Annotated in this window: 28 protein-coding genes; 9 read left to right on the top strand and 19 right to left on the bottom strand. The window is 60.0% G+C overall.

The features are described 5' to 3' along the window. Window positions 1-67 precede the first annotated feature (67 nt). The 9 genes from NTD84_RS17935 to NTD84_RS17895 all read right to left on the bottom strand — a co-directional run bounded on the left by NTD84_RS17935 (window position 68) and on the right by NTD84_RS17895 (window position 8881). Window positions 68-352, bottom strand: a complete 285-nt coding sequence (locus NTD84_RS17935) for a hypothetical protein (RefSeq protein ID WP_262168019.1) — start codon at window positions 350-352, stop codon at window positions 68-70. Window positions 353-823: 471 nt separating this feature from the next. Then, the gene (locus NTD84_RS17930) at window positions 824-1054 is read right to left on the bottom strand and encodes a hypothetical protein (protein WP_140671772.1); all 231 of its coding nucleotides are present in this window, start codon (window positions 1052-1054) and stop codon (window positions 824-826) included. 114 nt (window positions 1055-1168) lie between these two features. Next, window positions 1169-1390, bottom strand: a complete 222-nt coding sequence (locus tag NTD84_RS17925) for a hypothetical protein (protein WP_262168012.1) — start codon at window positions 1388-1390, stop codon at window positions 1169-1171. A gap of 69 nt (window positions 1391-1459) precedes the next feature. After that, on the bottom strand, window positions 1460-2500 hold the full coding sequence (locus tag NTD84_RS17920; protein WP_262168010.1) for a DNA topoisomerase IB: 1041 nt from the start codon (window positions 2498-2500) through the stop codon (window positions 1460-1462). A gap of 75 nt (window positions 2501-2575) precedes the next feature. After that, a complete protein-coding gene (gene modC, locus NTD84_RS17915) occupies window positions 2576-3655 on the bottom strand; it encodes a molybdenum ABC transporter ATP-binding protein (RefSeq protein ID WP_262168007.1) in 1080 nt (359 codons plus the stop codon). A gap of 3 nt (window positions 3656-3658) precedes the next feature. Further along, window positions 3659-4339, bottom strand: coding sequence for a molybdate ABC transporter permease subunit (modB, locus tag NTD84_RS17910; protein WP_262168004.1), 681 nt, complete (start codon window positions 4337-4339; stop codon window positions 3659-3661). Continuing rightward, entirely contained in the window at window positions 4340-5107 is a 768-nt protein-coding gene (gene modA, locus NTD84_RS17905; protein WP_410017367.1) for a molybdate ABC transporter substrate-binding protein, read from the bottom strand. It lies immediately after the preceding gene. Between the two features lie 156 nt (window positions 5108-5263). Beyond that, window positions 5264-6328: an NAD(P)H-dependent flavin oxidoreductase gene (locus tag NTD84_RS17900; RefSeq protein WP_262168002.1), complete on the bottom strand. Its 1065-nt coding sequence runs from the start codon at window positions 6326-6328 to the stop codon at window positions 5264-5266. Between the two features lie 105 nt (window positions 6329-6433). Next, window positions 6434-8881 (bottom strand): autotransporter, encoded by a 2448-nt coding sequence (locus tag NTD84_RS17895; protein ID WP_262167999.1) that lies wholly within the window; start codon window positions 8879-8881, stop codon window positions 6434-6436. A gap of 167 nt (window positions 8882-9048) precedes the next feature. On the opposite strand from NTD84_RS17895, the gene NTD84_RS17890 reads away from it, so the two are divergent. Together NTD84_RS17890 and NTD84_RS17885 are read left to right on the top strand one after the other, a co-directional pair. Beyond that, on the top strand, window positions 9049-10032 hold the full coding sequence (locus tag NTD84_RS17890) for an MDR family oxidoreductase (RefSeq protein ID WP_262167996.1): 984 nt from the start codon (window positions 9049-9051) through the stop codon (window positions 10030-10032). 60 nt (window positions 10033-10092) lie between these two features. Further along, window positions 10093-10551 carry a GyrI-like domain-containing protein gene (locus NTD84_RS17885; protein WP_262167993.1) on the top strand — a complete coding sequence of 153 codons (459 nt, stop codon included), beginning with the start codon at window positions 10093-10095 and terminating at the stop codon, window positions 10549-10551. On the opposite strand, the gene ada is transcribed toward NTD84_RS17885, so the two are convergent. From ada to NTD84_RS17855, 6 genes are all read right to left on the bottom strand, one after another. Further along, complete coding sequence (gene ada / locus NTD84_RS17880; protein ID WP_262167990.1) at window positions 10548-11594, bottom strand: bifunctional DNA-binding transcriptional regulator/O6-methylguanine-DNA methyltransferase Ada; 1047 nt, start codon at window positions 11592-11594, stop codon at window positions 10548-10550. The genes NTD84_RS17885 and ada overlap by 4 nt on opposite strands. Before the next feature lie 86 nt (window positions 11595-11680). Next, complete coding sequence (gene alkB / locus NTD84_RS17875) at window positions 11681-12361, bottom strand: DNA oxidative demethylase AlkB (RefSeq protein WP_262167987.1); 681 nt, start codon at window positions 12359-12361, stop codon at window positions 11681-11683. After that, on the bottom strand, window positions 12351-13055 hold the full coding sequence (locus NTD84_RS17870; RefSeq protein WP_262167985.1) for a 2OG-Fe(II) oxygenase: 705 nt from the start codon (window positions 13053-13055) through the stop codon (window positions 12351-12353). Before NTD84_RS17870 ends, alkB begins: the two co-directional genes overlap by 11 nt. Continuing rightward, complete coding sequence (locus NTD84_RS17865; protein WP_262167982.1) at window positions 13052-13558, bottom strand: methylated-DNA--[protein]-cysteine S-methyltransferase; 507 nt, start codon at window positions 13556-13558, stop codon at window positions 13052-13054. The genes NTD84_RS17870 and NTD84_RS17865 overlap by 4 nt, the downstream gene beginning before the upstream one ends. A 125-nt stretch (window positions 13559-13683) precedes the next feature. Beyond that, window positions 13684-13857: a hypothetical protein gene (locus NTD84_RS17860; RefSeq protein ID WP_262167979.1), complete on the bottom strand. Its 174-nt coding sequence runs from the start codon at window positions 13855-13857 to the stop codon at window positions 13684-13686. A 20-nt stretch (window positions 13858-13877) separates the two neighbouring features. Continuing rightward, the gene (locus tag NTD84_RS17855) at window positions 13878-14234 is read right to left on the bottom strand and encodes a DUF1883 domain-containing protein (RefSeq protein WP_410017369.1); all 357 of its coding nucleotides are present in this window, start codon (window positions 14232-14234) and stop codon (window positions 13878-13880) included. 158 nt (window positions 14235-14392) lie between these two features. Between NTD84_RS17855 and NTD84_RS17850 the strand changes: the two genes are divergently transcribed. Together NTD84_RS17850 and NTD84_RS17845 are read left to right on the top strand one after the other, a co-directional pair. Beyond that, complete coding sequence (locus NTD84_RS17850) at window positions 14393-14752, top strand: hypothetical protein (RefSeq protein WP_262167976.1); 360 nt, start codon at window positions 14393-14395, stop codon at window positions 14750-14752. 72 nt (window positions 14753-14824) lie between these two features. Next, the gene (locus NTD84_RS17845) at window positions 14825-15055 is read left to right on the top strand and encodes a hypothetical protein (protein WP_262167974.1); all 231 of its coding nucleotides are present in this window, start codon (window positions 14825-14827) and stop codon (window positions 15053-15055) included. 10 nt (window positions 15056-15065) lie between these two features. On the opposite strand, the gene NTD84_RS17840 is transcribed toward NTD84_RS17845, so the two are convergent. After that, window positions 15066-15347: a hypothetical protein gene (locus NTD84_RS17840; protein WP_262167971.1), complete on the bottom strand. Its 282-nt coding sequence runs from the start codon at window positions 15345-15347 to the stop codon at window positions 15066-15068. A gap of 131 nt (window positions 15348-15478) precedes the next feature. After that, complete coding sequence (locus NTD84_RS17835; protein WP_262167967.1) at window positions 15479-15667, bottom strand: hypothetical protein; 189 nt, start codon at window positions 15665-15667, stop codon at window positions 15479-15481. Between the two features lie 279 nt (window positions 15668-15946). Between NTD84_RS17835 and galU the strand changes: the two genes are divergently transcribed. Both galU and gorA read left to right on the top strand, forming a co-directional pair. Next, entirely contained in the window at window positions 15947-16786 is an 840-nt protein-coding gene (galU, locus tag NTD84_RS17830) for a UTP--glucose-1-phosphate uridylyltransferase GalU (RefSeq protein ID WP_128605083.1), read from the top strand. 130 nt (window positions 16787-16916) lie between these two features. Beyond that, window positions 16917-18275 (top strand): glutathione-disulfide reductase, encoded by a 1359-nt coding sequence (gene gorA / locus NTD84_RS17825; RefSeq protein ID WP_262167963.1) that lies wholly within the window; start codon window positions 16917-16919, stop codon window positions 18273-18275. A 143-nt stretch (window positions 18276-18418) separates the two neighbouring features. Here gorA and NTD84_RS17820 read toward each other — a convergent pair whose 3' ends face one another. Beyond that, window positions 18419-19405 (bottom strand): DNA-binding protein, encoded by a 987-nt coding sequence (locus tag NTD84_RS17820; RefSeq protein WP_262167960.1) that lies wholly within the window; start codon window positions 19403-19405, stop codon window positions 18419-18421. Between the two features lie 288 nt (window positions 19406-19693). Here NTD84_RS17820 and NTD84_RS17815 point away from each other — a divergent pair, with 288 nt between their 5' ends. The 3 genes from NTD84_RS17815 (at window position 19694) to ahpF (ending at window position 23032) form a co-directional block, all read left to right on the top strand. Then, a complete protein-coding gene (locus NTD84_RS17815) occupies window positions 19694-20632 on the top strand; it encodes a site-specific integrase (RefSeq protein WP_262167957.1) in 939 nt (312 codons plus the stop codon). A 138-nt stretch (window positions 20633-20770) separates the two neighbouring features. Continuing rightward, window positions 20771-21334 carry an alkyl hydroperoxide reductase subunit C gene (gene ahpC / locus NTD84_RS17810; RefSeq protein ID WP_010460707.1) on the top strand — a complete coding sequence of 188 codons (564 nt, stop codon included), beginning with the start codon at window positions 20771-20773 and terminating at the stop codon, window positions 21332-21334. Between the two features lie 132 nt (window positions 21335-21466). Then, window positions 21467-23032 carry an alkyl hydroperoxide reductase subunit F gene (gene ahpF / locus NTD84_RS17805; protein WP_262167953.1) on the top strand — a complete coding sequence of 522 codons (1566 nt, stop codon included), beginning with the start codon at window positions 21467-21469 and terminating at the stop codon, window positions 23030-23032. A gap of 182 nt (window positions 23033-23214) precedes the next feature. Here the strand turns inward: ahpF and gloA are convergent, their stop codons facing one another. Then, a complete protein-coding gene (gene gloA / locus NTD84_RS17800) occupies window positions 23215-23736 on the bottom strand; it encodes a lactoylglutathione lyase (protein ID WP_262167950.1) in 522 nt (173 codons plus the stop codon). Window positions 23737-23813 lie beyond the last annotated feature (77 nt).

Genomic DNA, 23813 nt, shown 5'->3' with positions numbered 1-23813 from the left:
TCGGGCGTCACCCCTGAATTGTTCGGGCGGCTGGACCAAATAACGTCACAACCGCCCGATCGGTCAGCTAAACAAAGGGTTGGCCAGTAAAGCCACGGGGCAGTCGTTGCAGGCCGGCCATCGCGGTCAACCGCTCGACCCAGGCCGCGCGCCAATCATTGGCGGTGTGTGTGACCTTGGCTTTGCGTGCGGCGCGCCGTGTAGCATTACGCTGGTCCTTGCGCGCGTCCTTGAATGCATCGGTGTTTCGGCAGCTCCTGCATTTCACCCGGGTCAGTTCAGTGGTTGAGGTGAGTTTGCTGCCTTTGTGACCGCAGGCCAGATGCCCGCCAACTTTGAAGTGAGTAACCATCAGACGCCTCCTTCGTGACGTGTAATCGTTGGACCTCCCGCTAAGGGCGACGTTCGGCGGCCGGGCATTTTGCACGGCATCCCTTCAGAGATAGTGCAAACATGTAGGAGCCAACTTGCTGGCGATGGACTCAAGCGCGCCGCGTTGATTCAGACAGCCCGCATTACCGTTGGCGGCCATCGCCAGCAAGCCGGCTCCTGATCGCAAGCCGACTCCTGCACGAGGCGTGCGAACATTGACAGTAAGCCGCGCAAAAAAAAGCCCGCATGCGGGCGGGCCAAGGGATTCATTGAAAAGGAGTGGGTTCACTGTACGGAGCGGGTTGTGAATGCCGTGTGAAATGGCCAGGCAAAAAAATCCCGACGCCAGGTCGGGTGGGTATTCAGCGAAAGATATTCAGGCAAGGACGCACCCGGTGACGAAAGCGTCGCCGTTCATGCGCCCTGCATCAGACCGTTTCTACAGGTTGGATCATCTGAACCGAGGCAGCGGCCGGTCGACAGGCTTGAGTGAGGACAGGGTGTTGCGAATCAGCGGCGTGTCCTTCTCGATGTCATTCAGCCGATCACGAATTCGTAGCGCGGTCGGGTGCCCGCCTTGATGATCGACCCAGTCGGCGATCTCCTTGCACGCGGCGGCCAAACGCGCCTGGCGGGAGTCAAGCAGGGTCAGCAGGGTGGTGATGGACTCTTTTTCGGACATGGCAAACACCTCCGTTCAAGAAACCTGGCAAATGGCAGCAAAAAGCCCGCTTGGAGCGAGCTTTCTGCCGATGGGGTCGCTGGTCCTTCAGCCATTTCAGTATAGACCCGGACTTCAGCCTTGTCGGACCGTCACTTGCGATCGGGCATTGAGCTGAAAACACGCGCGTTTCGCGTCTTCCTCAAGATCGAAGCCGTCGCCGATGAAACCGTGGGTGCGGGTATCGGCGATGCGATACCAGACGGCGGCGTCCGGTGGTTGATGACCGGCATCCCCGGCCCGGCGACCATGAATGATGATCTTGTTGCAACGCTTCACAACGAAAATGTCTTCCATGGCGTCATCCAGCTAATTTCTGTCACAACAACTATAGAAGCCATTTTTGATCGCGCAAAAAATGGACGGTCAGCTCGTCGGTTGAGTCGCCTCGATCATCTTTTCCAGGTACATCGCCAAGCCCACTTCCTCGGCCCGGAGCCCTTTGCGCGTCCTCGGACGGGGCAACTCGGCCAGGGCCCCGAGCAGGAAACCTTCGAGCACCGCCGGGTGGATATAGCACTTGCGACAGACTGCCGGAGTGTTGCCGAGTTGCCTGGCGACATTCTTGACCATCTCAACCACATGGCGCTTGGCGTCCGACTCCGGTTCCCACTGCAATTCGCGCAACACCGCCAATGCCAGCGCGCTGCCGGCCCAGGTGCGGTAATCCTTGGCGGTGAAATCGGCGCCGGTGAGGGTTTGCAGGTAGGCGTTCACGTCGGAAGAGCTGACGGTGTGCCGCTCACCGTTTTCATCCAGATACTGAAACAGGTTCTGTCCGGGAATCTCCTGGCAACGCTTGATGATTCGCGCCAGGCGCCGGTCTTTTACCGTGATCTGGTGCTCGACGCCGCTCTTGCCGCGGAACTGGAAGCGAATCGCCGTGCCATTGACCTCGACGTGGCGGTTGCGCAGGGTGGTCAGCCCGTAGGAGCGGTTGTCCCGCGCGTACTGTGTGTTGCCGACCCGAATCAGCGTCGCATCGAGCAGGGTAATCACCGTGGCCATGACTTTGTCGCGGCTGAAACCCGGCGCCTCCAGCAGCGCTTCCAGTTGTTTACGCAGCTTCGGCAGGGCCAGGCCGAAGTCGCGCAGCCGCGAGTATTTATCGGCGTCGCGCACTTCGCGCCAGCGCGGGTGATAACGGTATTGTTTGCGGCCCCGTGCATCGCGCCCCGTGGCTTGCAGATGCCCGCGCGGGTCGGCGCAGATCCACACATCTACATAGGCCGGTGGTACGGCGAGCGAGTTGATGCGCTTGATTTCGTCCGGATCAGTGATGCGCTGACCCGACGGGTCGAAATAGCAAAACTTGCCGCGCAGTTTCTTGCGGGTAATGCCGGGCTGGGAGTCGTCGACGTAATGCAGGTCAGGTGGCAGCACATCGAGCATTGCGGAATCGGGCATGGCGGTAATCCTTGGCTACGAATCAGGGGCCGTTACAGCCATTGACCGCGTGCCGTTGCAGTGGTGCCAGCGGATTTACGCCAGCACCGCCACCGCCTTGATCTGGGCCCAGAGTGACTGACCGGGGTGCACGTTCAACTGATCCCGGGAGTAGCGGGTGATCCGCGCCAGCAATGGCGTGCCGGCCGCGTCCAGGCGAATCAGCACGTGTGCGGCATTGTCCGCGCCCATTTCACTGACCACCGTCACCGGCAGCCGATTGAGGATACTGCTGTGCTCGACACTTTGCAGGCTCAGGCTGACGTCCCGTGCCTGAACCTTGCAGCGAAGGGTCTGGCCGGCGTCCATTGGTGTGTGCGGAACGCGAATGTTCAGCGCGGTGCCCGGAAGCTGCAGCGTCAGCAACTGGTAAGTGGCGTCATACGCACTGACGTGCCCTTCGATCACTACGCCGGCGTCATCGCCCAACGCCAGCGGCAAGTCGAGGCGCGCCAGGGTTTCACCGATGGAACCACTGGCCAGCGCCTTGCCGTCACTGAGCAGGACGATGTGATCGGCCAATCGCGCCACTTCATCCTGGGAGTGACTGACGTACAGCACCGGAATGTCCAGCTCATCGTGCAAACGTTGCAGGTACGGCAGGATTTCACTTTTGCGTTGCGCATCCAGCGCCGCCAGCGGTTCGTCCATCAGTAACAGCTTCGGGCTGGTCAGGAGCGCGCGGGCGATGCCGACACGCTGCCGTTCGCCGCCCGACAGGTGCTGTGGGGGGCGGCCCAGCAGATGGCCGATGCCCAGTAATTCAGTCGCGTGGGCCATGTCGACCCGGCGCTGCAGTTTCGGGATGCGCATGAGACCGAACTCCAGGTTGGCCAGCACCGACAGATGCGGGAACAGACTGGCCTCCTGAAAAACGTAGCCGAGCGCACGTTTGTGCGGGGCGACGAAAATCTTCCGGTCGCTGTCCTGCCAGACTTCATCGTTAACCTGGATAAACCCGTGTTCAGCCCGTTCCAGGCCAGCGATGCAGCGCAGACACGTGGTCTTGCCCGAACCGGAATGACCGTACAGCGCAGTCACGCCACGGCCCGGCAGTTGCAGATCCACATTCAGGGCGAAGCCCGAATAGCTCAGTTTCAGACGCGTATGAATCATTGATCAGCTCCAGCCCGCTTTGGTTTTACGGCTGGAGTAGAGCGCCAGCAACACGGCAAACGAGAACACCAGCATCGCGCCGGCCAGCCAGTGAGCCTGGGCATATTCCATCGCCTCGACGTGATCGTAGATTTGCACCGAGACCACGCGGGTCTTGTCGGGAATGTTGCCGCCGATCATCAGCACCACCCCGAACTCGCCGACGGTGTGGGCGAAACCGAGAATGGCTGCGGTGATGAAACCGGGGCGGGCCAGCGGCAGGATGACGCTGAAAAACGTGTCCCAGGGATTGGCACGCAGTGTCGCGGCCACTTCCAGCGGGCGGGTGCCAATGGCAGAAAAAGCGTTTTGCAGCGGCTGGACCACGAACGGCATCGAGTAGAGCACCGAGCCAATGACCAACCCTGCAAAACTGAACGTCAGGGTGCCGAGCCCCAGTGATTGGGTGAAGTGGCCGACAAAGCCGTTAGGGCCCAGCGCCAGCAACAGATAGAAGCCAATCACCGTGGGTGGCAGAACCAGGGGCAGGGCGACGATTGCCCCGACCGGGCCGCGCAGCCAGGAGCGGGTGCGCGACAGCCATAACGCAATCGGGGTGCCGATGATCAGCAGGATGACCGTGGTCAGTGACGCGAGCTTCAGGGTCAGCCAGATCGCGGAAAAGTCGGCACTCGATAGCGTCATTTAGAGTTGGTAACCGTAGGACTTGATGACAGCAGCGGCTTTTGGCCCTTTGAGGTAGTCGACCAGCGCCTTGGCAGCCGGGTTGTCTTTGCCTTTGTTGAGGATCACCGCATCTTGTTTGATCGGGTCGTGCATGCTCGCCGGAACGATCCACGCCGAACCGCCGGTGACTTTGCCGTCCTTGTAGATCTGTGACAAGGCGACGAAGCCCAGTTCCGCGTTGCCGGTGGAAACGAACTGGTACGCCTGGGTGATGTTCTGGCCTTCAACGATTTTGTCTTTGACCTTGTCGGTCAGGCCCAGCTTGGCCAGCACTTGGGTGGCGGCGAGGCCGTAAGGGGCGGCTTTCGGGTTGGCGATCGACAAATGCTGATACTGGTTGTCGCTCAGCACTTTACCCTTGGCATCCACGTAACCTTCCTTGGCTGACCACAGGGCGAGGGTGCCGATGGCGTAGGTGAAGCGCGAGCCCTTCACGGTGTCGCCCTCGGTCTCGAGTTTTTGCGGGGTGGTGTCGTCCGCCGAGAGGAACACTTCGAACGGCGCGCCATTCTTGATCTGGGTGTAGAACTGACCGGTTGCACCAAAGGAGGTGACCAGTTTGTGCCCGGTGTCTTTCTCGAAATCCGCGGCGATGGCCTGGATCGGTGCGGTGAAGTTGGCCGCGACCGCGACCTGGACTTCATCCGCCTGGGCAGCGCCCATGGCGAACACGGCGAGCAGGCTCGTCAGGCAGGTAGGGGCAAAACGTGAGGCACGAATGGTCATGAAACGGCTCCGTCGTAGGCAAGTACAGCAAGGGGGGTGAAAACGTTATATAGCGGAATATATAGCGAATTGCCTGCCAACGGAATGTGTTGGATGCGCGTTGTTGAATGGCCACTGTCCCTGTAGCAGCTTCGGCAGCTGCCACAGGGACGTTCGTCAGGCCTTGGTGAGCTTGGCCAGGCCTTCCTCCGCCAGGCGTCGGGTCAGCTCGGCCGTCGTCATTTCAACCCCCAGCGTAAACGCCTGTCCGGCCCAAAGGTTGCTGAAATCCGCTTCGCCCTTCGCCCGCAACGGCATCAACGCGCCACCGGCCAGGGGAAAGGCGGGAGCCTTATCATTGATCGGCCCGAGCTCACGCATTACCCGATTGAGAATCCCCCGCGCCGGGCGGCCGGTAAACAGGTTGGTAACCGCCGTCTCACTTTCCCTGGCCGTACGCAATGCCGTGTGATGGGAGGCGCTGACCTTGGCCTCTGGGGTAAACAGATACGCCGTACCCACTTGCACCGCCGAAGCACCCAGCAAAAATGCCGCGGCCACACCTCGTGCATCGGCAATACCGCCCGCTGCGATGACTGGGACTTTCACCGCATCGACGATCTGCGGCAGCAGCGCGAAGAGACCGACCTGGCTGTTCAGGTCATCGCTGAGGAACATGCCCCGATGGCCGCCGGCCTCGTACCCCATGGCAATGATCGCGTCGCAGCCGTGCTGCTCAAGCCAGATGGCTTCTTCGACGGTCGTTGCCGAAGACAGCACTTTCGCCCCGGTCGCCTTGACGCGATCCAGCAGGGATTTTTCCGGCAGGCCGAAGTGGAAGCTCACCACTTCGGGACGCAACGCCTCGATGACTTCGCAGGTCGCGTTGTCGAACGGCGCGCGATTGGACACGGGCGTCGGCGCATGGAAGTCGACACCCAGCTCGCGGTAGTAGGGCTCCAACAGATTTTTCCAGTCCCGGGCGCGTTGCTCGTCGGCGGCTGGCGGTTGATGACAGAAGAAATTGACGCTGATCGGGCGCTGGCTGTGTTGGCGAATCGTCTGCAAATCCTCGCGTAACTGTTCGGTACTCAGCATGGCCGCGGGCATCGAACCCAGGCCGCCGGCGTTGCTCGCGGCGATCACCATGGCCGTACCGGTAGCGCCGGCCATCGGAGCCTGAATGATCGGCAGTTCGATGCCCAGCAGGTCAATAATTCGGGTGTCTGGCCATTGGCTCATTGCAAGGTTCTCCGGCGTCAAAACAGGGCAGGGACGGTAGAGCCGGATTTGTACCAGCAATAGCAGGCGCAAGACCAATCGAGTTTTTGCATCGGGGGCGACCGCTCAACGCCGATGCAATCCGCCACCGCCGCCGAATGAGCGATTCATGACCTGGGAAGAGTTGTGATAGTTGTTCAGGCGCTGATTACCAAACGAACGCGCCGCGGATTCGCGGTTGAGATTTTGTAGTTGCGGATTGTTGGCCGGGTTGACCCGTTTTTCACCGCCGACCATCGACTGCCAGCCGTCGTCGGTTTTCTTGTAGACGTTTCCGTCATGCCCGGCGTAGACGTTATCGCCGATCCTGGCGGCGCTGTTGTTACGGCCCCGTATGCCGCCGACCTGCGTGGTATTGCCGGTATTGGGGTTGTAGACGGCGCCTCGGCCAGCGGTGACCTGGTTTCCGGTCCGCGCGTTGCCCGCCGTCACCTGGCGACCGGCAATGGCACCGCCGTTTGGACCCACCGCTACACCGCTGCGCCCGGCCGCATAATTACCGGTGTAGACGTTATGCACCGCACCCCGCTGACCCGCGGCCGAGACGCCAGTGCGCGAGTTATACGAAGCACCGACCTGGCCGGCCCAACGGTTGCCGGTCCAGGCGTTGTAACCGGCGCCATAACGACTGACCGAGGCACGATCTCCCCACTGACGGTAAATGTTGCCGCTGGTGCCGGCCCAGCCGCCAGGCCCCCAGGCGACCGCGCCGCCATGATAGCCATAGGCTGCGCCACCCCACGGCAGCGGTGCCGGATACAGACGCGGCCCCCAGGCGTACCCCCAGCCGTAATTTCCCCACCAAGGGTAGGCGCCCCAGCCCCAGCCCATGGCCACGGTGCTGCCACCCCAACTCCAGCCAAATCCGAAGCCGAAGGTCCAGCCGGTCCACGGTGTGTAGCGGATCGCGACGCCGAAACCGTAGGTCACCGGTGGCCCATACCAGACATTGCCCACCCATGGCGTATACGGATAACCGGTGCCATACACCACCACGCCGCTGTTCGGATCGACCGTCGAGCCCTGATAGCCGGGCGTGTAGCCCACCACCACGGTATCGCCGTTGGCTTCATAGACTTTCACATACGTGATGTAGTGCATCGGCGAACTGGGTGGAATCGAATAGATCACCGCCGGCACCGAAGTGGCTACCGACCACGGGCCCTGTACCGAGGTGGCGCTGAACCAGATGCCGTTTTCTACCGCGTACCAACGTTTGGCATCGAACATGATGATCGGTGTGGCGCTGTTGACCACGTATTGCAACGGCGTTCCGCTGATGGCCTTGAGCTGTGGCTCGCCGTCGAACTGCGGCGCGGTCATCTTGACCTGGCTTTTCTTGATCGCCGACGTCTGCGGGATGGTCGCCGCAATCGCCGCTTCCCTGGCTTGCGGCGTGCCGGCCACCGAGGCTTTGACGTTTTCCTTGGCGCTGTCATCGGGAATATTCGCGAAGTCCGCAGGGAGTTTGTCTGCAGGTGCGAAGGTCCATGGACCGTTCATGTCGGTCGCGCGAAACCAGCGACCGGAGATCAGCGTGTAGCTGTCCTGGTCACCGATTTCCTTGAAAATGTGTCCGGTGGTGTTGGTCACGTACAGCAGCTGGGTGCCCTGGATCGGCTGCCATTGCGGCGCGCCGTCGGTGACGATCAGTTCGGTGGGCGTGGTGGCGATATGGATTTGCGGAGTCGGCGGCTTGGCCAGTGTCGGTTTTTTGTCCTTCGGATCGCTCTGGCCTGTCAGCAAATCGACCTGGCGGCTCTGGATCGCGACTTTCATGGCTTTTTCCAGTTCGGCGGACGGTGAGGGCAAAGGCGCATAGGGGCCGTTCAGTTCGTCAGCCACCATCCAGCCATCGAACACATGCAGGTAATGTTTGCCTTGAGCATCCTTGAGCAGCAGCGGCCGAGTATTGATGACCCGCTGCAACGCGGTCCCCTCTACAGGGCGAAAGGCCGGTTCGCCGTCGATGTACACCAGCAAGGCCGGGACGTCGGATGTGATGATGATCGGCGGGGTGTTGTCGATCGGATCGCCGCTGGATTTCTGCTCGGCGGCGAGCACGCCAACGGCAGCTTCGAGCTGATCGAGGGAAATGGTTTTCTTGCGGTTTGCCGCGTCTTTTTGCAGGGTCGCGACCCAACTGTCGGCTTTTGCCGCGCTGGAAGGAAAGTCCGCTTTAACGATTTTGTACTGATCGAGCGCTACCCAGCGGGTCGCTTTGTCGACCAGCGTATGGGCGCTGAATTGCACGATGCCGTAGGTGGATTTGTCGTCAGCGCCGGTGGCTTCCACTGCTGCCCGGGCCTGAAGGGTATAGCCGTCCCAGCTGTCGAGCTGTGGCTGATAGAGGGTGAGTCTGGTGTCGCCACTGGTCAGCACCTGAGGCCATGTCGGGCTCGCCGGAGCCTGCTCGGTGGAAGCGGGTGGGGTTTTCGCCGGCGCAGCCTGAACCGTGTTGAAAGCCAGCAGACAGAGCATCAGCAAAACAGTAAAGGCGCGTGAGTGAGGCATTGTCAGCTCCATCGACAGGTCAGTTCGCTTGGCTTTTCAGGGCCGCGAAAAAAGCATAGTCGGTGGTGATGGAATCGCCCGGATTGGCTTAAAGTCGGGTACGGAAAAATGTTGCCGTGTGTTATTTCCACTGCACCACAACCAGGGTCATTCCATAGGAGACACTCATGTTCCAAGGCATTTTGATCGACAAAGACGACAGCGGTTACCGGGCCACACTGCAAGAGATCAATGACGACCAGCTGCCCGAGGGCGATGTGACCGTGCGAGTGGCGTACAGCACGCTGAATTTCAAGGATGGTCTGGCCATCACCGGCAGCAGCCCGGTGGTGCGAAAATTCCCAATGGTGCCGGGTATCGATCTGGCGGGGACTGTCGAAGTCAGTGGGCATCCGGACTACAAGGTCGGTGATCAAGTCGTACTCAATGGCTGGGGCGTCGGCGAAGGGCATTGGGGCGGACTGGCCCAAAAGGCGCGCCTGAATGGCGACTGGCTAATCCCGTTGCCCCGGGAATTCACGCCGGCCCAGGCCATGGCCATTGGCACGGCCGGTTACACGGCGATGCTGAGCATTCTGGCGCTGGAGCATAACGGTGTGTCGCCCGAACAGGGCGACGTACTGGTCACGGGCGCCAATGGCGGTGTAGGCAGTTTCGCCATTGCCTTGCTGAGCAAGCTCGGTTACCGGGTGGTCGCGTCCACCGGTCGCACGTCCGAACATGACTACCTCAAGCAATTGGGCGCCAGCGAGATCATCGACCGCGCCACGCTGTCCGAGCCGGGCAAGCCACTGGCCAAGGAACGTTGGGCGGCGGTGATCGACTCGGTGGGCAGTCACACCCTGGCCAACGCCTGCGCCAGCACCAAGGCCAATGGCACGGTCGCGGCATGTGGTCTGGCCCAGGGCATGGATTTTCCGGCCTCCGTTGCACCGTTCATTCTGCGTGGCGTGACCTTGGCCGGGATCAACAGCGTGACCCAATCCAAGGCCAAGCGTGTATTGGCCTGGAATCGACTGGCCAAAGACCTGGACTTCGCCTTGCTGCCGCTGATCAGCCATGAAATCGGCCTGAGCGAAGCGATCGAAGCGGCGCCACGATTGCTCGCCGGTCAGCTGCGGGGGAGGGTTGTCGTCGACGTCAATCGCTGACAAGGTAGGCGCCGTGACGGCTCGCCGGAGCCGTCATCTCAAAAAAGGAGTGGCACCTTAATGGATATCAAGCAGGTCTATGTAGCTGCGTTCAGTGTCGCGGGGCTGAAGGTGCGCACCTTTAACCATGCAGAACAAAGCGCCGAATCGGCGAAGATCGGTCCGATGTGGGGGCGTTTCTACAGCGAAGGGTTGGCGGCGCGCATCGGCTCCGGACCGCCCGCCTCAGCGATTTACGGCGTTTACTCAGGGTACGAATCCGATGCATCGGGGGCGTTCGATGTGACGGCCGGCGTTGCAGTGGTGACAGCGGTGCCGGGGTTCCAAACGGTCAGGGTCGAAGGCGGCGAGTACCTGGTGTTCGAAAGCACGGGGCCGATGCCTGATGTCATTGTCCAGACCTGGCAACGCATCTGGAGCTACTTCGAAGCCAACCCGCAGATCAAGCGCCGATTCGTCACCGACTTTGAGGCTTATACTGGCCCGGACGCCGTGGCGGTGCATATCGGCCTTGCTTAAGGCGCTTCGCGTTCCAGCAGCTGCCGCTTGCGCTCCACACCCCAGCGATAGCCCGACAGGTTACCGTCGCTGCGCACCACCCGGTGGCACGGAATCGCCACCGCCAGACTGTTCGCGCCGCAGGCCTGCGCCACGGCGCGCACGGCTTTCGGTGAACCGATGCGCTGGGCAATATCGGCATAACTCGCGGTGCTGCCAGCGGGAATTTCCCGCAGCGCCTGCCAGACTCGCTCCTGAAACGCGGTGCCCTGAACGTCCAGCGGCAAATCCAGGCCAATGGCCGGGGCCTCGATAAAACCGACAACCTTGGCGATCAGTTGTTCGAATTCATGATCGGCGCCAATCAGGTTGGCCCGTCGAAACTTGTCCTGCAGATCGCACACCAGCTGGTGCGGATCGTCACCCAGCAAAATGGCGCACACCCCGCGTTGACTCTGCGCCACCAGTATCGCGCCCAGGGAACACTGTCCGACGGCAAATCGAATGTCGTTGTTCTGGCCCTCGGCGCGGTAGTCCCCGGGTTTCATGCCCAGCAACTGATCCGCCGCCTCATAAAAACGGCTGTTGGAGTTGAAGCCGGCTTCATACAGCGCATCGGTCACCGAGCCGCCGTCCGTCAGATGTTGACGAACCCTGCGTGAGCGGTGGGCTGTGGCGTAGCCCTTTGGCGTCAGGCCGGTCACGTTTTTAAACACGCGATGAAAGTGAAAGCTGCTGAGCCCTGCGGCCTTGGCCAACTCGCTCAGCGCTGGCATATGCTCGGCGGTCTCGATCTGCCGGCACGCTGCGGCGACAGTCGCGGCGTGTTGTGCCGCGACATCGCTTTGATCCTTCGCCGCGCGTTTGCTCGGGCGATAGCCCGCGGCCTGGGCTTGTTCGGCCGAGTCGAAGAATTCGACATTCTGCGGTTTCGGCAAGCGCGCCAGGCTGCTGGGGCGGCAATAGATGCCGGTGGTTTTCACCGCATACACAAACTGCCCGTCAGCCCGGGGATCGCGGGCGACGACGGCGGCCCAGCGGGGATCGTTCTCGGTGGTTGTCATGGCTTCATGTCCGTTGACCCGTTTGATTCAGATTATCCAACGGGCAGGGTCGCTGCACTCCGGGTCTTGCGGTCAAATTCGAGTACTCACTTCGCGGTACGAAACGTGAAGTTGATCCGTTGCTCGCCCAGGCGCGGGTGCTGGCCCTCTTTGATCGGTAGAACGCCGTGGTACCGCAGGCGATCGACACCGCCCCAGACCACGATATCGCCATGAAACAGCGGTACTCGCTGGCTTTTGTCGCCGCGTTCAAAACCGCCGAACAGAAACATCGCCGGTAATCCCAGGGACACTGAAACGATCGGCGCGCCGTAGGACGCTTCGTCCTTGTCCTGGTGCAATGACATCTTGGCGCCGGGAACATAGCGATTGATCAGGCAGGAATCGGGTACGAAATCCGCGAAACCGGCTTCCAGCGCCGCTGCCTGGGCGAGCGCGAGGAACACCTCTGGCATTGCCGGCCAGGGGGCATGGGTGCGGGGATCCTCCCGGGAGTAGCGGTAACCGCTGCGGTCCGTGGTCCAGCCCCACGTGCCGCAACTGCTCATGGCCGCTGACATGGTGAACCCGCCGGGTGTGACCATCTGCCGAAACGGTGCTGCCGCGAGAACCGCCCCCAGCGCGGGCAGCAACTGCACCAGCCAGGGCAGGGCAAAGCCTCGCAAGACGTAGGACTGTTCGCCAATCTGCTCGCTCCGGGCTGGCTGCTCGGGCTCTGCATCGGCAAACAAATCAAAAGTGGTCGGGTTCATAGGCTCATGATGCATCGTGAAAGATGATTCCAAGGGTATGCCGTTTTCCGCTGTGCAGGCGACTCACGCCGTGGCGCAATGTGACCCGGTAATGGCCGCGCACGCCTTTGACCGGTCGCTGGTTGACGGCGAAGATCACCGCGTCGCCCTTTTGCAGTCCGATGACCTGCGGCCGTGACTGCATTCGCGGGCGTTGTTCGGTCAGTACGAACTCTCCGCCGGTGAAATCTTCGTCCGGCGCTGACAGAAGAATCGCCACTTGCAGCGGGAAAACGTGTTCGCCGTACACGTCCTGATGCAAGCAGTTGTAGTCCTGTGGCCCATATTGCAGCAACAACGGCGTAGGACGCGCCTGACCGGCGGCATGACAGCGCTCAAGAAACGCCGCATGGGATTCAGGGAAACGGATTGGCAAGTCCATTTGCTCGTACCAGCGATTGGCAATCGGCACCAGTCGAGGGTAAAGCGCCTCGCGCAAGCTGGAGACGATGTCAGGCAGGGGGTAGCGGAAGTATTTGTACTCGCCACGGCCAAAGCCGTGACGAGCCATGATGACCTGAGAGCGAAACGGATCAGGCCGGGCGTACAGCGCGCTGATGTCATCGCAGGTGGTTGTGTTGATCAGCGAGCGGATGATCGCGCAGCCATCCTGATCCAGTTGCTGTGTCAGCGCTGTCCAATCCAGTGCATGCAGCCGTTGTTCGATCATTGCTGCGCCTCACGTGCCAGCAATTGCCGTTTGCGCTCCAGGCCCCAGCGGTAGCCGCCGAGGCTACCGTCCTGACGTACTACGCGATGGCACGGCACGATGACCGCCAGGGGATTCGCGCCACAGGCATTGGCCACGGCCCGGAACGCATTGGGTTGGCCCAATTGGCGTGCGATTTCCTGATAGCTGATGGTTTTGCCGGCCGGAATCTGGCGCAACGCTTCCCAGACTCGCCGTTGAAAAGCGCTGCCGGTCAGGTCCAGCGGCAGGTCGAGCGCGGCCAGCGGGTTATCGAGGTAACGCAGGGTTTTCTCCAGTTCAGGCAGCAATGCTTCGTCGCGCTGGGGCGTCGGTTGGCCGGGGAAGCGCCGCGCAAGATCGTGTTCGAGCGTTGCCAGGTCATCACCGAGTAACATCGCGCACAGACCATTGGCACTAAAGGCCAGCAGCAGGGTGCCGAGGCTGGACGTGCCGCTGATGAATCGAATAGGGGAAGTAGACATGTTCTGACTCCTGAACCAAAGGTTGAGGTGGCCAGTCTACGGAGCGCGGCCGGGGCGAACACTCCGGCGCTTGCGGTCAAATTCTACGGACGGAGCCGACATCCTGGTTGTCGCTCCGAATCCGGTTACAGCGCTTTGCTGACGCTGATCTCGCTGATGACGTCTTCGCCATCATGCAGTGCGTCCAGTGCGGCTTTAGCTTCAGCTTCGGTGCCGTGTTCAAGCTGGGCGAACTCGAAGCGGCGTTCGCCGTTGAGTTTGTATTTGATGACGTATTTGGTCGTTTGGGCCACGGTCATTTCTGCCTGTGTTCGGTCGCTTAGCTCAGTTTCGAGGTGGAGCGGCGGATGATCTTGATCGAGTGGGTCAGGGTCGGTTTGCGAGTCACGCTGATAGGCCGACGGTTGACGGTATCGATGGTGATGTTCCAGAAACCGGTACTCGGTGCAGTAATGCGCGCCGGGAAGGTGTCAAACGCTCCACCATGGTAAGTGTGACGACCACCATTCTTGAAACTGCGGAAATTGGCGTCGTTCATCAAGCGGATGTTGCACATTTGCGAGCACTGGATGACGACGATGTCGTCTTCATTGAGGTGCTCGCGCTGGTGGATAAATTTCATGAGGCGCCTCCGGAAGGGCTTTTTGTACAAAATCAAAACGATAGCATGGGCAATGGGCGCAGTTTATCAGCCCGAACGGGTTATTATCCGGTCGTCGGGGTCCGCTTTGACAATTAAAAACGGATATTCGGAATTCCACGAGCGAAAAAAGCAGTGAGCCTCGGAGAAAACCAGCATTTATGCTGTCGGAGGGTCTTTATCGGAGGTTTTGTATGAAGTGGGGTGTTTGGGTCTTGCCGTTGGCATTGACGATTAGCGGTTGTGCGAGTGTTGAGGAAATCAACGAAACGCTGCCGACCATGAATGTGATTTCCGGCAAGAAACCCCATGAGTACGCGCAATGCCTGACCGAGAAACTGGCCAGCAGCCGCGGCGCCCTGCAGATCGAGCCGCAGCCGAAGGAAGGTGTGCGGGTGATCGTGCCGCAGAAGTTTTCCTCGGGTCCGGCCGCCGTGTTCGATATCGAGGAGCGTTCCAGTGGCAGCAGCATCAAGCTGCATGAGCGTATCTCCAATGTGCCGTTGCGGCCGAGGGATGTGCGCAACGCCGCCACCGCGTGCATTTCCGGCTGATAGACTGGGCACCGTCAACACCGATGCCGTCAAAGCAAGGCTTTGGCGGCATTGTCATTTCTGGAGTTCGGCATGAAGCGAGAGCAGGTACGGGCACGTCACGCAGAGGGCCACATCTCTGCCACCCATGTGATTCAGAATCCGGCGAACCTGGGTGAGTGGATCGTGTTTTTCAAGAAAAGTGCAGGACGTAGTTATTTTCTGGTGGATGACAATGATGAAGTCGAATCCTTCAGTCGCCTGGACGATCTGATCGAGGCCGTTCGCGGTCTCGGGATCAAATTCGCTGAAATCCACATGTAGACAGGGCGCCCTACTTGCAGACCACCACAACGGTGCGGTTCTTGAAGTTGCCGACGTCGACGCCCAGGGTCTTGTCGCTTTCCTTGGTCGAAGGGGAGCCATCGGTGCCAACGATTCGATAGCCGGTGCCAGCGCAAGAGGCATCGGCTTTTTCATAGCAGGTGGCCCAGGAATTGGCTTCCCCCGAGCAGTCGATGGACAGGCCTTGCTCGCCGTTGTTCAGGTAAGTGGTTTCGGAAGTAGCGCAGCCGCTCAGGGCCAGTACCGCTAACAAGGGCAAAAATTTATTCATGATGGGGTCGTCGTCAGGATGATGGGGCTAAGCCTGTGACAGCGCCGCAATCAAAAGGTTATAGCGAAAGGCCACTTCGTTTCATTCAATCGAAAAAAAGCCCCGCAGGAGGCAGGGCTTGGCAAGCAGGATCAAGTCTTGTCTTTGCCGCGGCGTTTGACGGTCGGGTGTTCAAGCTGCAATACGGATGCCACTTCAATCGCCATCGCCTCGGTCGGGAAAGGCCCGGCTATGTTTTCGCCGCCGACGCTGTCTACCCACCACTGGCCGTCTTTCGCCTTGTTGATCAGGTACCCGTTGACGCTTTTTGCTTCCGACATCTATCTGCCTCGTTGGCTGGTTCAATTGCGCAATGATAACGCCAAACGCCCTCAACGGGTGCAGAAGGGCGTAGGGTGGTGCGATTGTGCGGGCAGCAGATTCATCGGCGCTGGGCGGAATCTCTGCTATCTATAAAGGCACCTGAACGATATGCGGAACTATCCGCGAGAATATTTCTCTATGATGGCATCGGTTAGCCAGCGCGGGGCATTGTAAGGTGCACGCCGCCTGATTAGACTGCGCCGAAACTCGTACACACAGCCCTTTCAAGGACTTTTATGATCAAGAAATGCTTGTTCCCAGCAGCCGGTTACGGTACTCGCTTCCTGCCAGCGACTAAAGCCATGCCCAAGGAAATGCTGCCGGTGGTAAACAAGCCACTGATCCAGTACGGCGTCGAAGAAGCACTGGAAGCCGGGTTGACCGAAATCTCCATCGTCACCGGCCGTGGCAAACGCGCTCTGGAAGACCATTTCGACATCAGCTACGAGCTGGAAAACCAGATCAAGGGCACCGACAAGGAAAAGTACCTGGTCGGCATCCGTAAACTGCTCGACAACTGCTCGTTTTCCTACACCCGCCAGACCGAAATGAAAGGTCTGGGTCACGCGATCCTGACCGGCCGTCCGCTGATCGGCGACGAACCGTTTGCCGTGGTCCTGGCGGATGACTTGTGCGTCAACCTCGAAGGTGACGGCGTACTGACCCAGATGGTCAAGCTGTACAAGCAGTTCCGCTGCTCGATCGTTGCGATCCAGGAAGTCGACCCGCAGGAAACGCAAAAATATGGCGTGATCGCCGGCGAGATGATCCGCGATGACATCTATCGCGTACACAGCATGGTCGAGAAGCCGAAGCCTGAAGATGCACCCTCGAACCTGGCGATCATCGGTCGCTACATCCTGACCCCGGATATCTTCGATCTGATCGAACAGACCGAGCCAGGCAAGGGCGGTGAAATCCAGATCACCGACGCCTTGATGAAGCAGGCCCAGAATGGCTGCGTCATGGCCTACAAGTTCAAGGGCAAGCGTTTTGACTGCGGTGGCGCCGAAGGCTACATCGACGCGACCAACTTCTGCTTCGAGAACTTCTACAAGACTGGCAAGGCTTACTGATAGCGCCTGACCTGCTTGTATTGAAAAGCCACCTTCGGGTGGCTTTTTCATTTTCCGCCCCCAAATAACGTGCAGCGCTTGCCCAACGAACGGCGGCGGGTATGCTGGTGGCCTGCCGAGGAGATAGACAATGGCCTACGATTTTGACCTTTATGTAATTGGCGCCGGTTCCGGTGGTGTAAGGGCTGCGCGGTTTGCGGCCGGGTTTGGCGCGAAGGTGGCGGTGGCTGAAAGCCGCTACCTGGGTGGCACCTGTGTCAACGTCGGTTGTGTGCCGAAGAAATTGCTGGTTTACGGCGCGCATTTCGCCGAAGACTTCGAGCAGTCTTCGGGGTTTGGCTGGACCTTGGGAGAGTCTGAATTCGATTGGGCGACGCTGATCGCCAACAAGGATCGCGAGATCAATCGTCTGAACGGCATCTATCGCAACCTGCTGGTCAACAGCGGCGTGACCCTGCATGAGGGCCACGCCAGGATCGTTGGCCCGAACACGGTCGAGATCCAGGGCGAGCGCTTCAGCGCGAAACACATTCTGATCGCTACCGGCGGCTGGCCGCAGATCCCGGAGATTCCGGGGCACGAGCACGCGATCAGTTCGAACCAGGCGTTTTTCCTCAAGGAGCTGCCAAAACGCGTGCTGGTCGTGGGCGGTGGTTACATCGCGGTCGAGTTCGCCGGGATCTTCCACGGTTTGGGCGCCGAGACCACGTTGCTGTATCGCGGTGACCTGTTCCTGCGCGGTTTTGACGGAGCTGTGCGCAAGCACTTGCAGGAAGAGCTGACCAAGCGCGGCATGGACCTGCAATTCAATGCCGACATCGAACGCATCGAAAAGCTCGCCGATGGCAGCCTGAAGGCAACGCTTAAAGATGGTCGCCAGCTTGAGGCGGATTGTGTGTTTTACGCCACGGGCCGGCGTCCGATGCTGGACAACCTGGGCCTGGAAAACACCGGGGTCAAACTCGACAGCAAGGGTTTTATCGAAGTCGACGCGCAATACCAGACTGCCGAACCGTCGATCCTGGCCCTTGGCGATGTGATCGGTCGGGTCCAGCTGACGCCAGTGGCCCTGGCTGAAGGCATGGCCGTTGCGCGTCGCTTGTTCAAGCCTGAGCAGTATCGCCCGGTGGATTACAAGATGATCCCGACGGCGGTGTTCAGCTTGCCGAACATCGGCACCGTCGGGTTGACCGAGGAGGAAGCGCGTGAAGCGGGGCACGACGTGGTGATCTTCGAAAGCCGTTTCCGCCCGATGAAGCTGACCCTGACCGAATGCCAGGAGCGCACCTTGATGAAGCTCGTGGTGGACGGCAAAACCGACAAGGTGCTGGGTTGCCACATGGTTGGGCCGGATGCCGGCGAGATCGTGCAGGGGCTGGCGATTGCCTTGAAGGCGGGCGCCACGAAGCGCGATTTCGACGACACCATCGGCGTGCACCCGACGGCCGCCGAAGAGTTCGTCACCATGCGGACGCCGGTCGCGGGTTGATCGTCTACGTCTGGCGCTGTCGCAACGACTGCGCCAGGCGCTGCCCTCTGTAGGAACGAGCTTGCTCGCGAAAAACCCGAGAGCGCCCCTGGTTATCTTATTTTACGCGTTATCGTTCACGTCCTTCGCGAGCAAGCTCGCTCCTACAGAGGGTCTGCGTCGTTTTGGCGGGCGCGTTCCACAATCTCCGCCTGGGCCTTGGTCAACTCAACTTCCAGCGACTTGTTGATCTGCACCTGCTCATCGACATTCTGCTTCAGCGCCTGGCTTTCCAGCAGCGCTGTGCGCAGCCGTTCCTGGAGGAGGGTGCGCTCGCTGTCGATGCGGTTGACCTGTTCCAGCAACTGATCCTGGCGGGTGTGGGTTTGCTTGAGCTGCTCCTGCAGCAGGCTCAACTCGCGCAGCGTGCCGCGGTTTTCCGTCAGCAGGCGTTCATTGTCGCGGTGCAGTTGGGTGATCTCATCCTGGCGCACCAGCGCGCTTTGTTGTGCCTGGCGCAACTCCATTTGAATCTGCTGAACCTGGCTTTCGTGGCGGCGTTGTTCCTGTTCGCGCTGCTCTTTCACAGCGCTGCGATAGTGCTCCAGCGCATCGCGGGCGTGCAGGTGCTTTTCCTCGAGGGAGCGGATCTGCTCGTCCTTGTCCTGCAAGCGTAACTCGAAGTCGGCCAGCGCCTGGTTCAGTCCGGCGTTGCGGGTTTGCTCGGTCTGCAGCATCGACAGGGTGTTTTGCAGGGTGTCGGACTCCTGGGTCAGCGCCAGGGTTTGCAGTTCGTACTGTTGCTGTAATTCGTTGGTGGCTTCCTGGGCGATGGTCAGCTCAATCTCCAGCGCTTGTCGTTGTTGCTCGAACTGCGCGCGCGCTTGGTCGATAGGTGCCAGGGCTTGCTCTTTGAGGCGCTGTGCGAGGCGTGATACCAGTCCTGCCAGCTCGTCGTCGATGGGTTCGGAGGAGGGCGCGGCCGGTTCGACGCCGTCGTCCAGTTCCTTCAAATACCGGTGAATGGTGGTCTTTGAGCCGGTGTTGCCCATTTCGATGCGTACCGCATCGATGCTCGGGTGCTCGCCTCGCGCGAGGATTGCCAGGCGCGCCGTTTGAACCACTGCTTTGTTGATGCCGCCACGAGCCATGTGCTCTCCTACGTTTTCGTACTGTGGTACGTACCACTAAAGTACGCAGTGTACCACAGGATCTTTTTATCTTTAAATTTGTAAGTTCTTGATACGGGATATACTGGTATTACCCCGCGTCACGGCAATTTTGCATAGTTTTGACCCTGATTTCGGTACACGACATCTACCGGTAGGAGCGAGCACGCTCGCGAAAAGCGTGAGAGCACCACATTCATTCAGGAAACCCGCGTCACCGTTAACGCCATCGCGAGCATGCTCGCGCCTACAGTTCAACAAGGCCGTCCCATGAGTGATCTGGACCGTTACCTGCAAGCCGCCACCCGCGACAACACCCGTCGCAGCTATCGAGCGGCCATCGAGCATTTCGAAGTCAGCTGGGGTGGCTTCCTGCCGGCCACGGCCGACAGCGTTGCGCGTTACCTGGTGGCGTATGCCGGTGAGTTGTCGATCAATACGCTGAAGCTGCGTTTGTCGGCGCTCGCGCAATGGCACAACAGCCAAGGGTTCGCCGACCCCACCAAGGCGCCGGTCGTGCGCCAGGTTTTCAAAGGCATTCGCGCGCTGCACCCGGCGCAGGAAAAGCAGGCCGAGCCGTTGCAGCTTCAACAGCTTGAGAAATTGGTTGTCTGGCTGGAACAGGAAGCGCGAACCGCAAGGTCGGACGGCGATCGACCGGCGCTGTTACGAGCCCTGCGCGATAAGGCGCTGATCCTGCTGGGCTTCTGGCGCGGTTTCCGCAGCGATGAACTCTGCCGCGTACAGATCGAGCATGTGCAGGCCAGTGCCGATTCCGGCATCACCCTGTACCTGCCGCGCAGCAAGAGTGATCGCGAAAACCTTGGCAAAACGTACCAGACGCCAGCCTTGCAGCGTTTGTGCCCGGTGCAGGCGTACATCGCCTGGATCAGCGAAGCGGCGTTGGTACGCGGGCCGGTCTTTCGTGGCATCGACCGTTGGGGGCACCTGAGCGAGGAGGGGCTGCACGCCAACAGCGTGATTCCGCTGTTGCGCCAGGCGCTGGAGCGCGCCGGCATTCCGGCTGACCACTACACCAGTCACTCGTTGCGGCGCGGTTTTGCCACCTGGGCCCATCAAAGCGGTTGGGACCTGAAATCGCTGATGAGTTACGTGGGGTGGAAAGATATGAAATCGGCGATGCGTTACGTTGAAGCCAACCCTTTTCTCGGAATGACACGGATCGAGGAAAAGCCGCTGGCGCCCTAGATACCATTTCCTTCTATTAATACTGATGGCTAATAGCGAAAGTCGATCAGCAGCATCAGGTTTGCCAATGAGCCATCCGGCCGTCGAGTGGGTAGAGTTCACTCCATCAACTTCACAACCCCTGACGGAGAGTCATCGATGCCTATCATCAACAGCCAAGTTAAACCATTCAAAGCTGACGCATTCAAAAACGGCGACTTCGTTAAAGTCTCGGACGCTGACCTGAAAGGCAAGTGGTCCGTAGTGTTCTTCTACCCAGCTGACTTCACCTTCGTTTGCCCGACCGAACTGGAAGACCTGGCTGACAACTACGACGCTTTCCAGAAACTGGGCGTCGAAATCTACAGCGTTTCCACTGACACCCACTTTGCCCACGCTGCCTGGCACAACACCTCCCCAGCGATCGGCAAAATCCAGTACACCATGATCGGCGACCCGACCCACGCCATCTCCCGCAACTTCGACGTGCTGATCGAAGACGCTGGTCTGGCTGACCGTGGCACCTTCGTGATCAACCCTGAAGGCCAGATCAAAATCGTTGAACTGAACGATGGCGGCGTTGGCCGTGACGCTTCGGAACTGCTGCGCAAAATCAAGGCTGCCCAGTACGTTGCTGCTCACCCAGGCCAGGTTTGCCCAGCCAAGTGGAAAGAAGGCGAGGCCACTCTGGCTCCGTCCCTGGACCTGGTCGGCAAGATCTAAGTCTGTGACACGCTACTCAGGGCGGAACTCCGCACCTACTCAGTAAGCTGCACCGCCCAATAAAAACGCCCGGGCGAGATTCGCTCGGGCGTTTTTTTATGTCTTCAGTAAAGCAAAAAGGAAATCGCCCGTATGTTGGACGCCAATCTTAAAGCCCAGTTGAAATCGTACCTGGAACGGGTCACCCAGCCGATCGAGATCGTTGCATCCCTCGACGACGGTGCGAAATCCCAGGAAATGCTCGAACTGCTGAAAGACGTTGCCAGTCTTTCCACCCAGATTACCTTGCTCGACAACGGTGATGACGCACGCAAGCCATCGTTCTCGATCAATCGCCCCGGTGCCGATATCAGCCTGCGTTTCGCCGGTATCCCGATGGGCCATGAATTTACTTCTCTGGTGCTGGCCTTGCTGCAAGTCGGCGGGCACCCGTCGAAAGCCAGCGCGGAAGTGATTGAACAGATCCGCTCGCTCAAAGGCCAGTTCAGCTTCGAGACTTACTTCTCGCTGTCCTGCCAGAACTGCCCGGACGTGGTCCAGGCGTTGAACCTGATGGCGGTACTCAATCCGAACATTCGCCACGTCGCCATCGATGGCGCGTTGTTCCAGGCCGAAGTGGATGATCGCAAGATCATGGCCGTGCCGAGCATTTACCTGAATGGCGAAGTGTTCGGTCAGGGTCGCATGGGCCTGGAAGAAATCCTCGCCAAGATCGACACCAGCGGCGCCGAACGCCAGGCCGAGAAAATCAGCGCGAAAGAAGCCTTTGACGTGCTGGTGGTTGGCGGCGGCCCAGCCGGCGCTGCCGCAGCGATTTATGCTGCGCGTAAAGGCATTCGCACCGGTGTGGCGGCGGAGCGATTCGGCGGGCAGGTGCTCGACACCATGGCCATCGAGAACTTCATCTCCGTGCAGGAAACCGAAGGGCCGAAACTGGCCAGCGCCCTCGAAGAACACGTCAAGCAGTACGACGTCGACATCATGAACCTGCAGCGCGCCACCGCACTGATTCCCGCGAAGAACCCAGGCGAGCTGCACGAAGTGCGCTTCGAAAGTGGTGCCAGCCTGAAAACCAAGGCGCTGATCCTGGCCACCGGCGCCCGCTGGCGTGAAATGGGCGTGCCGGGCGAGCAGGAATACAAAGCCAAGGGCGTGTGTTTCTGCCCGCACTGCGACGGCCCGCTGTTCAAGGGCAAGCGTGTCGCGGTGATCGGCGGCGGTAACTCCGGCGTCGAGGCGGCAATCGATCTGGCAGGCATCGTCAGCCACGTCACGCTGCTGGAGTTCGACAGCAAGTTGCGCGCTGATGCGGTGCTGCAACGCAAGTTGTTCAGCCTGCCCAACGTCGATGTCATCACCAGCGCACTGACCAGTGAAGTGAAGGGTGACGGCCAGAAAGTGAGCGGCCTGGTGTACAAGGATCGCGATTCAGGCGAGTTCAAGACGATCAACCTCGAAGGTATCTTCGTGCAGATCGGTTTGCTGCCGAACACCGACTGGCTCAAAGGCACCGTCGAACTGTCGCCCCGTGGCGAGATCATTGTCGACGCGCGTGGCGAGACGTCGTTGCCGGGTGTATTCGCTGCCGGTGACGTGACAACCGTGCCGTACAAACAGATCGTGATCGCAGTGGGTGAGGGCGCCAAGGCTTCCCTGAGCGCATTCGACCACCTGATCCGCACTTCGGCCCCAGCCTGACGCCATGGCCTGAAACACAAAACCCCATGAGCGATCATGGGGTTTTTTGTGCCGGTCAATTGTAGGAGCGAGCCTGCTCGCGATGGCGGAGCATCATTCACTACCTCGGTGACTGATGTACCGCAATCGCGAGCAGGCTCGCTCACACAAAGGAAGGTCCCACAGGGATTCTGGACGGGGTTTTAGAGCGGTGCTGGCTGAATGATCTCGACCCAGTAAGCATCCGGGTCCTTGATGAACGCCAGGCTCTTCATGCGGCCGTCGGTCAGGCGTTTCTGGAAATCGCAGCCCAGCGCCTCGAAGCGTTCGCACGCAGCAACGATGTCCGGCACCGAGATGCAGATGTGGCCGAAGCCGCGCGGGTCGGTGTTGCCGTTGTGGTAGGCGAAGTCCGCGTCGTTTTCGGTGCCATGGTTATGGGTCAGCTCAAGGATGCCGGGAATCGACTTCATCCACTCGGTACGAGCGGCGGCGTCGGCCGGGATCTGCGCTTTATCGACCAGTGCCAGGAAATACAGGCTGAATTCGGCTTCCGGGAAGTCGCGTTTTTCCACCAGCGAGAAACCGAGCACCCGAGTGTAGAAATCCAGGGACTTTGTGATGTCCTTGACCCGCAGCATGGTGTGGTTGAAGACGAACTTCTGGGTCGCGGTGTCAGGCTGGGCGGTCACGCCCGGGAAGGTGTTCAATTCGTGCAGGCTCATGGGCCCTCCGGAAATATGTGGGGCTAACGAATGGCGCCAATGATACGCAAGGGCGCAGGCTTCACCAAACCCAAACC

Origin of the sequence: Pseudomonas sp. 14P_8.1_Bac3 (assembly GCF_025466085.1) — a bacterium.
Classification (GTDB): domain Bacteria; phylum Pseudomonadota; class Gammaproteobacteria; order Pseudomonadales; family Pseudomonadaceae; genus Aquipseudomonas.
The sequence above is the reverse complement of the archived record's forward strand: the minus strand, read 5'-3'. Positions and strand labels throughout refer to the sequence as shown.

Coding starts and splice junctions, on each gene's coding strand:
- NTD84_RS17935 (WP_262168019.1), bottom strand. CDS start 352: ATGGTTACTCACTTCAAAGTTGGCGGGCATCTGGCCTGCGGTCACAAA.
- NTD84_RS17930 (WP_140671772.1), bottom strand. CDS start 1,054: ATGTCCGAAAAAGAGTCCATCACCACCCTGCTGACCCTGCTTGACTCC.
- NTD84_RS17925 (WP_262168012.1), bottom strand. CDS start 1,390: ATGGAAGACATTTTCGTTGTGAAGCGTTGCAACAAGATCATCATTCAT.
- NTD84_RS17920 (WP_262168010.1), bottom strand. CDS start 2,500: ATGCCCGATTCCGCAATGCTCGATGTGCTGCCACCTGACCTGCATTAC.
- modC (WP_262168007.1), bottom strand. CDS start 3,655: ATGATTCATACGCGTCTGAAACTGAGCTATTCGGGCTTCGCCCTGAAT.
- modB (WP_262168004.1), bottom strand. CDS start 4,339: ATGACGCTATCGAGTGCCGACTTTTCCGCGATCTGGCTGACCCTGAAG.
- modA (WP_410017367.1), bottom strand. CDS start 5,107: ATGACCATTCGTGCCTCACGTTTTGCCCCTACCTGCCTGACGAGCCTG.
- NTD84_RS17900 (WP_262168002.1), bottom strand. CDS start 6,328: ATGAGCCAATGGCCAGACACCCGAATTATTGACCTGCTGGGCATCGAA.
- NTD84_RS17895 (WP_262167999.1), bottom strand. CDS start 8,881: ATGCCTCACTCACGCGCCTTTACTGTTTTGCTGATGCTCTGTCTGCTG.
- NTD84_RS17890 (WP_262167996.1), top strand. CDS start 9,049: ATGTTCCAAGGCATTTTGATCGACAAAGACGACAGCGGTTACCGGGCC.
- NTD84_RS17885 (WP_262167993.1), top strand. CDS start 10,093: ATGGATATCAAGCAGGTCTATGTAGCTGCGTTCAGTGTCGCGGGGCTG.
- ada (WP_262167990.1), bottom strand. CDS start 11,594: ATGACAACCACCGAGAACGATCCCCGCTGGGCCGCCGTCGTCGCCCGC.
- alkB (WP_262167987.1), bottom strand. CDS start 12,361: ATGCATCATGAGCCTATGAACCCGACCACTTTTGATTTGTTTGCCGAT.
- NTD84_RS17870 (WP_262167985.1), bottom strand. CDS start 13,055: ATGATCGAACAACGGCTGCATGCACTGGATTGGACAGCGCTGACACAG.
- NTD84_RS17865 (WP_262167982.1), bottom strand. CDS start 13,558: ATGTCTACTTCCCCTATTCGATTCATCAGCGGCACGTCCAGCCTCGGC.
- NTD84_RS17860 (WP_262167979.1), bottom strand. CDS start 13,857: ATGACCGTGGCCCAAACGACCAAATACGTCATCAAATACAAACTCAAC.
- NTD84_RS17850 (WP_262167976.1), top strand. CDS start 14,393: ATGAAGTGGGGTGTTTGGGTCTTGCCGTTGGCATTGACGATTAGCGGT.
- NTD84_RS17845 (WP_262167974.1), top strand. CDS start 14,825: ATGAAGCGAGAGCAGGTACGGGCACGTCACGCAGAGGGCCACATCTCT.
- NTD84_RS17840 (WP_262167971.1), bottom strand. CDS start 15,347: ATGAATAAATTTTTGCCCTTGTTAGCGGTACTGGCCCTGAGCGGCTGC.
- NTD84_RS17835 (WP_262167967.1), bottom strand. CDS start 15,667: ATGTCGGAAGCAAAAAGCGTCAACGGGTACCTGATCAACAAGGCGAAA.
- galU (WP_128605083.1), top strand. CDS start 15,947: ATGATCAAGAAATGCTTGTTCCCAGCAGCCGGTTACGGTACTCGCTTC.
- gorA (WP_262167963.1), top strand. CDS start 16,917: ATGGCCTACGATTTTGACCTTTATGTAATTGGCGCCGGTTCCGGTGGT.
- NTD84_RS17820 (WP_262167960.1), bottom strand. CDS start 19,405: ATGGCTCGTGGCGGCATCAACAAAGCAGTGGTTCAAACGGCGCGCCTG.
- NTD84_RS17815 (WP_262167957.1), top strand. CDS start 19,694: ATGAGTGATCTGGACCGTTACCTGCAAGCCGCCACCCGCGACAACACC.
- ahpC (WP_010460707.1), top strand. CDS start 20,771: ATGCCTATCATCAACAGCCAAGTTAAACCATTCAAAGCTGACGCATTC.
- ahpF (WP_262167953.1), top strand. CDS start 21,467: ATGTTGGACGCCAATCTTAAAGCCCAGTTGAAATCGTACCTGGAACGG.
- gloA (WP_262167950.1), bottom strand. CDS start 23,736: ATGAGCCTGCACGAATTGAACACCTTCCCGGGCGTGACCGCCCAGCCT.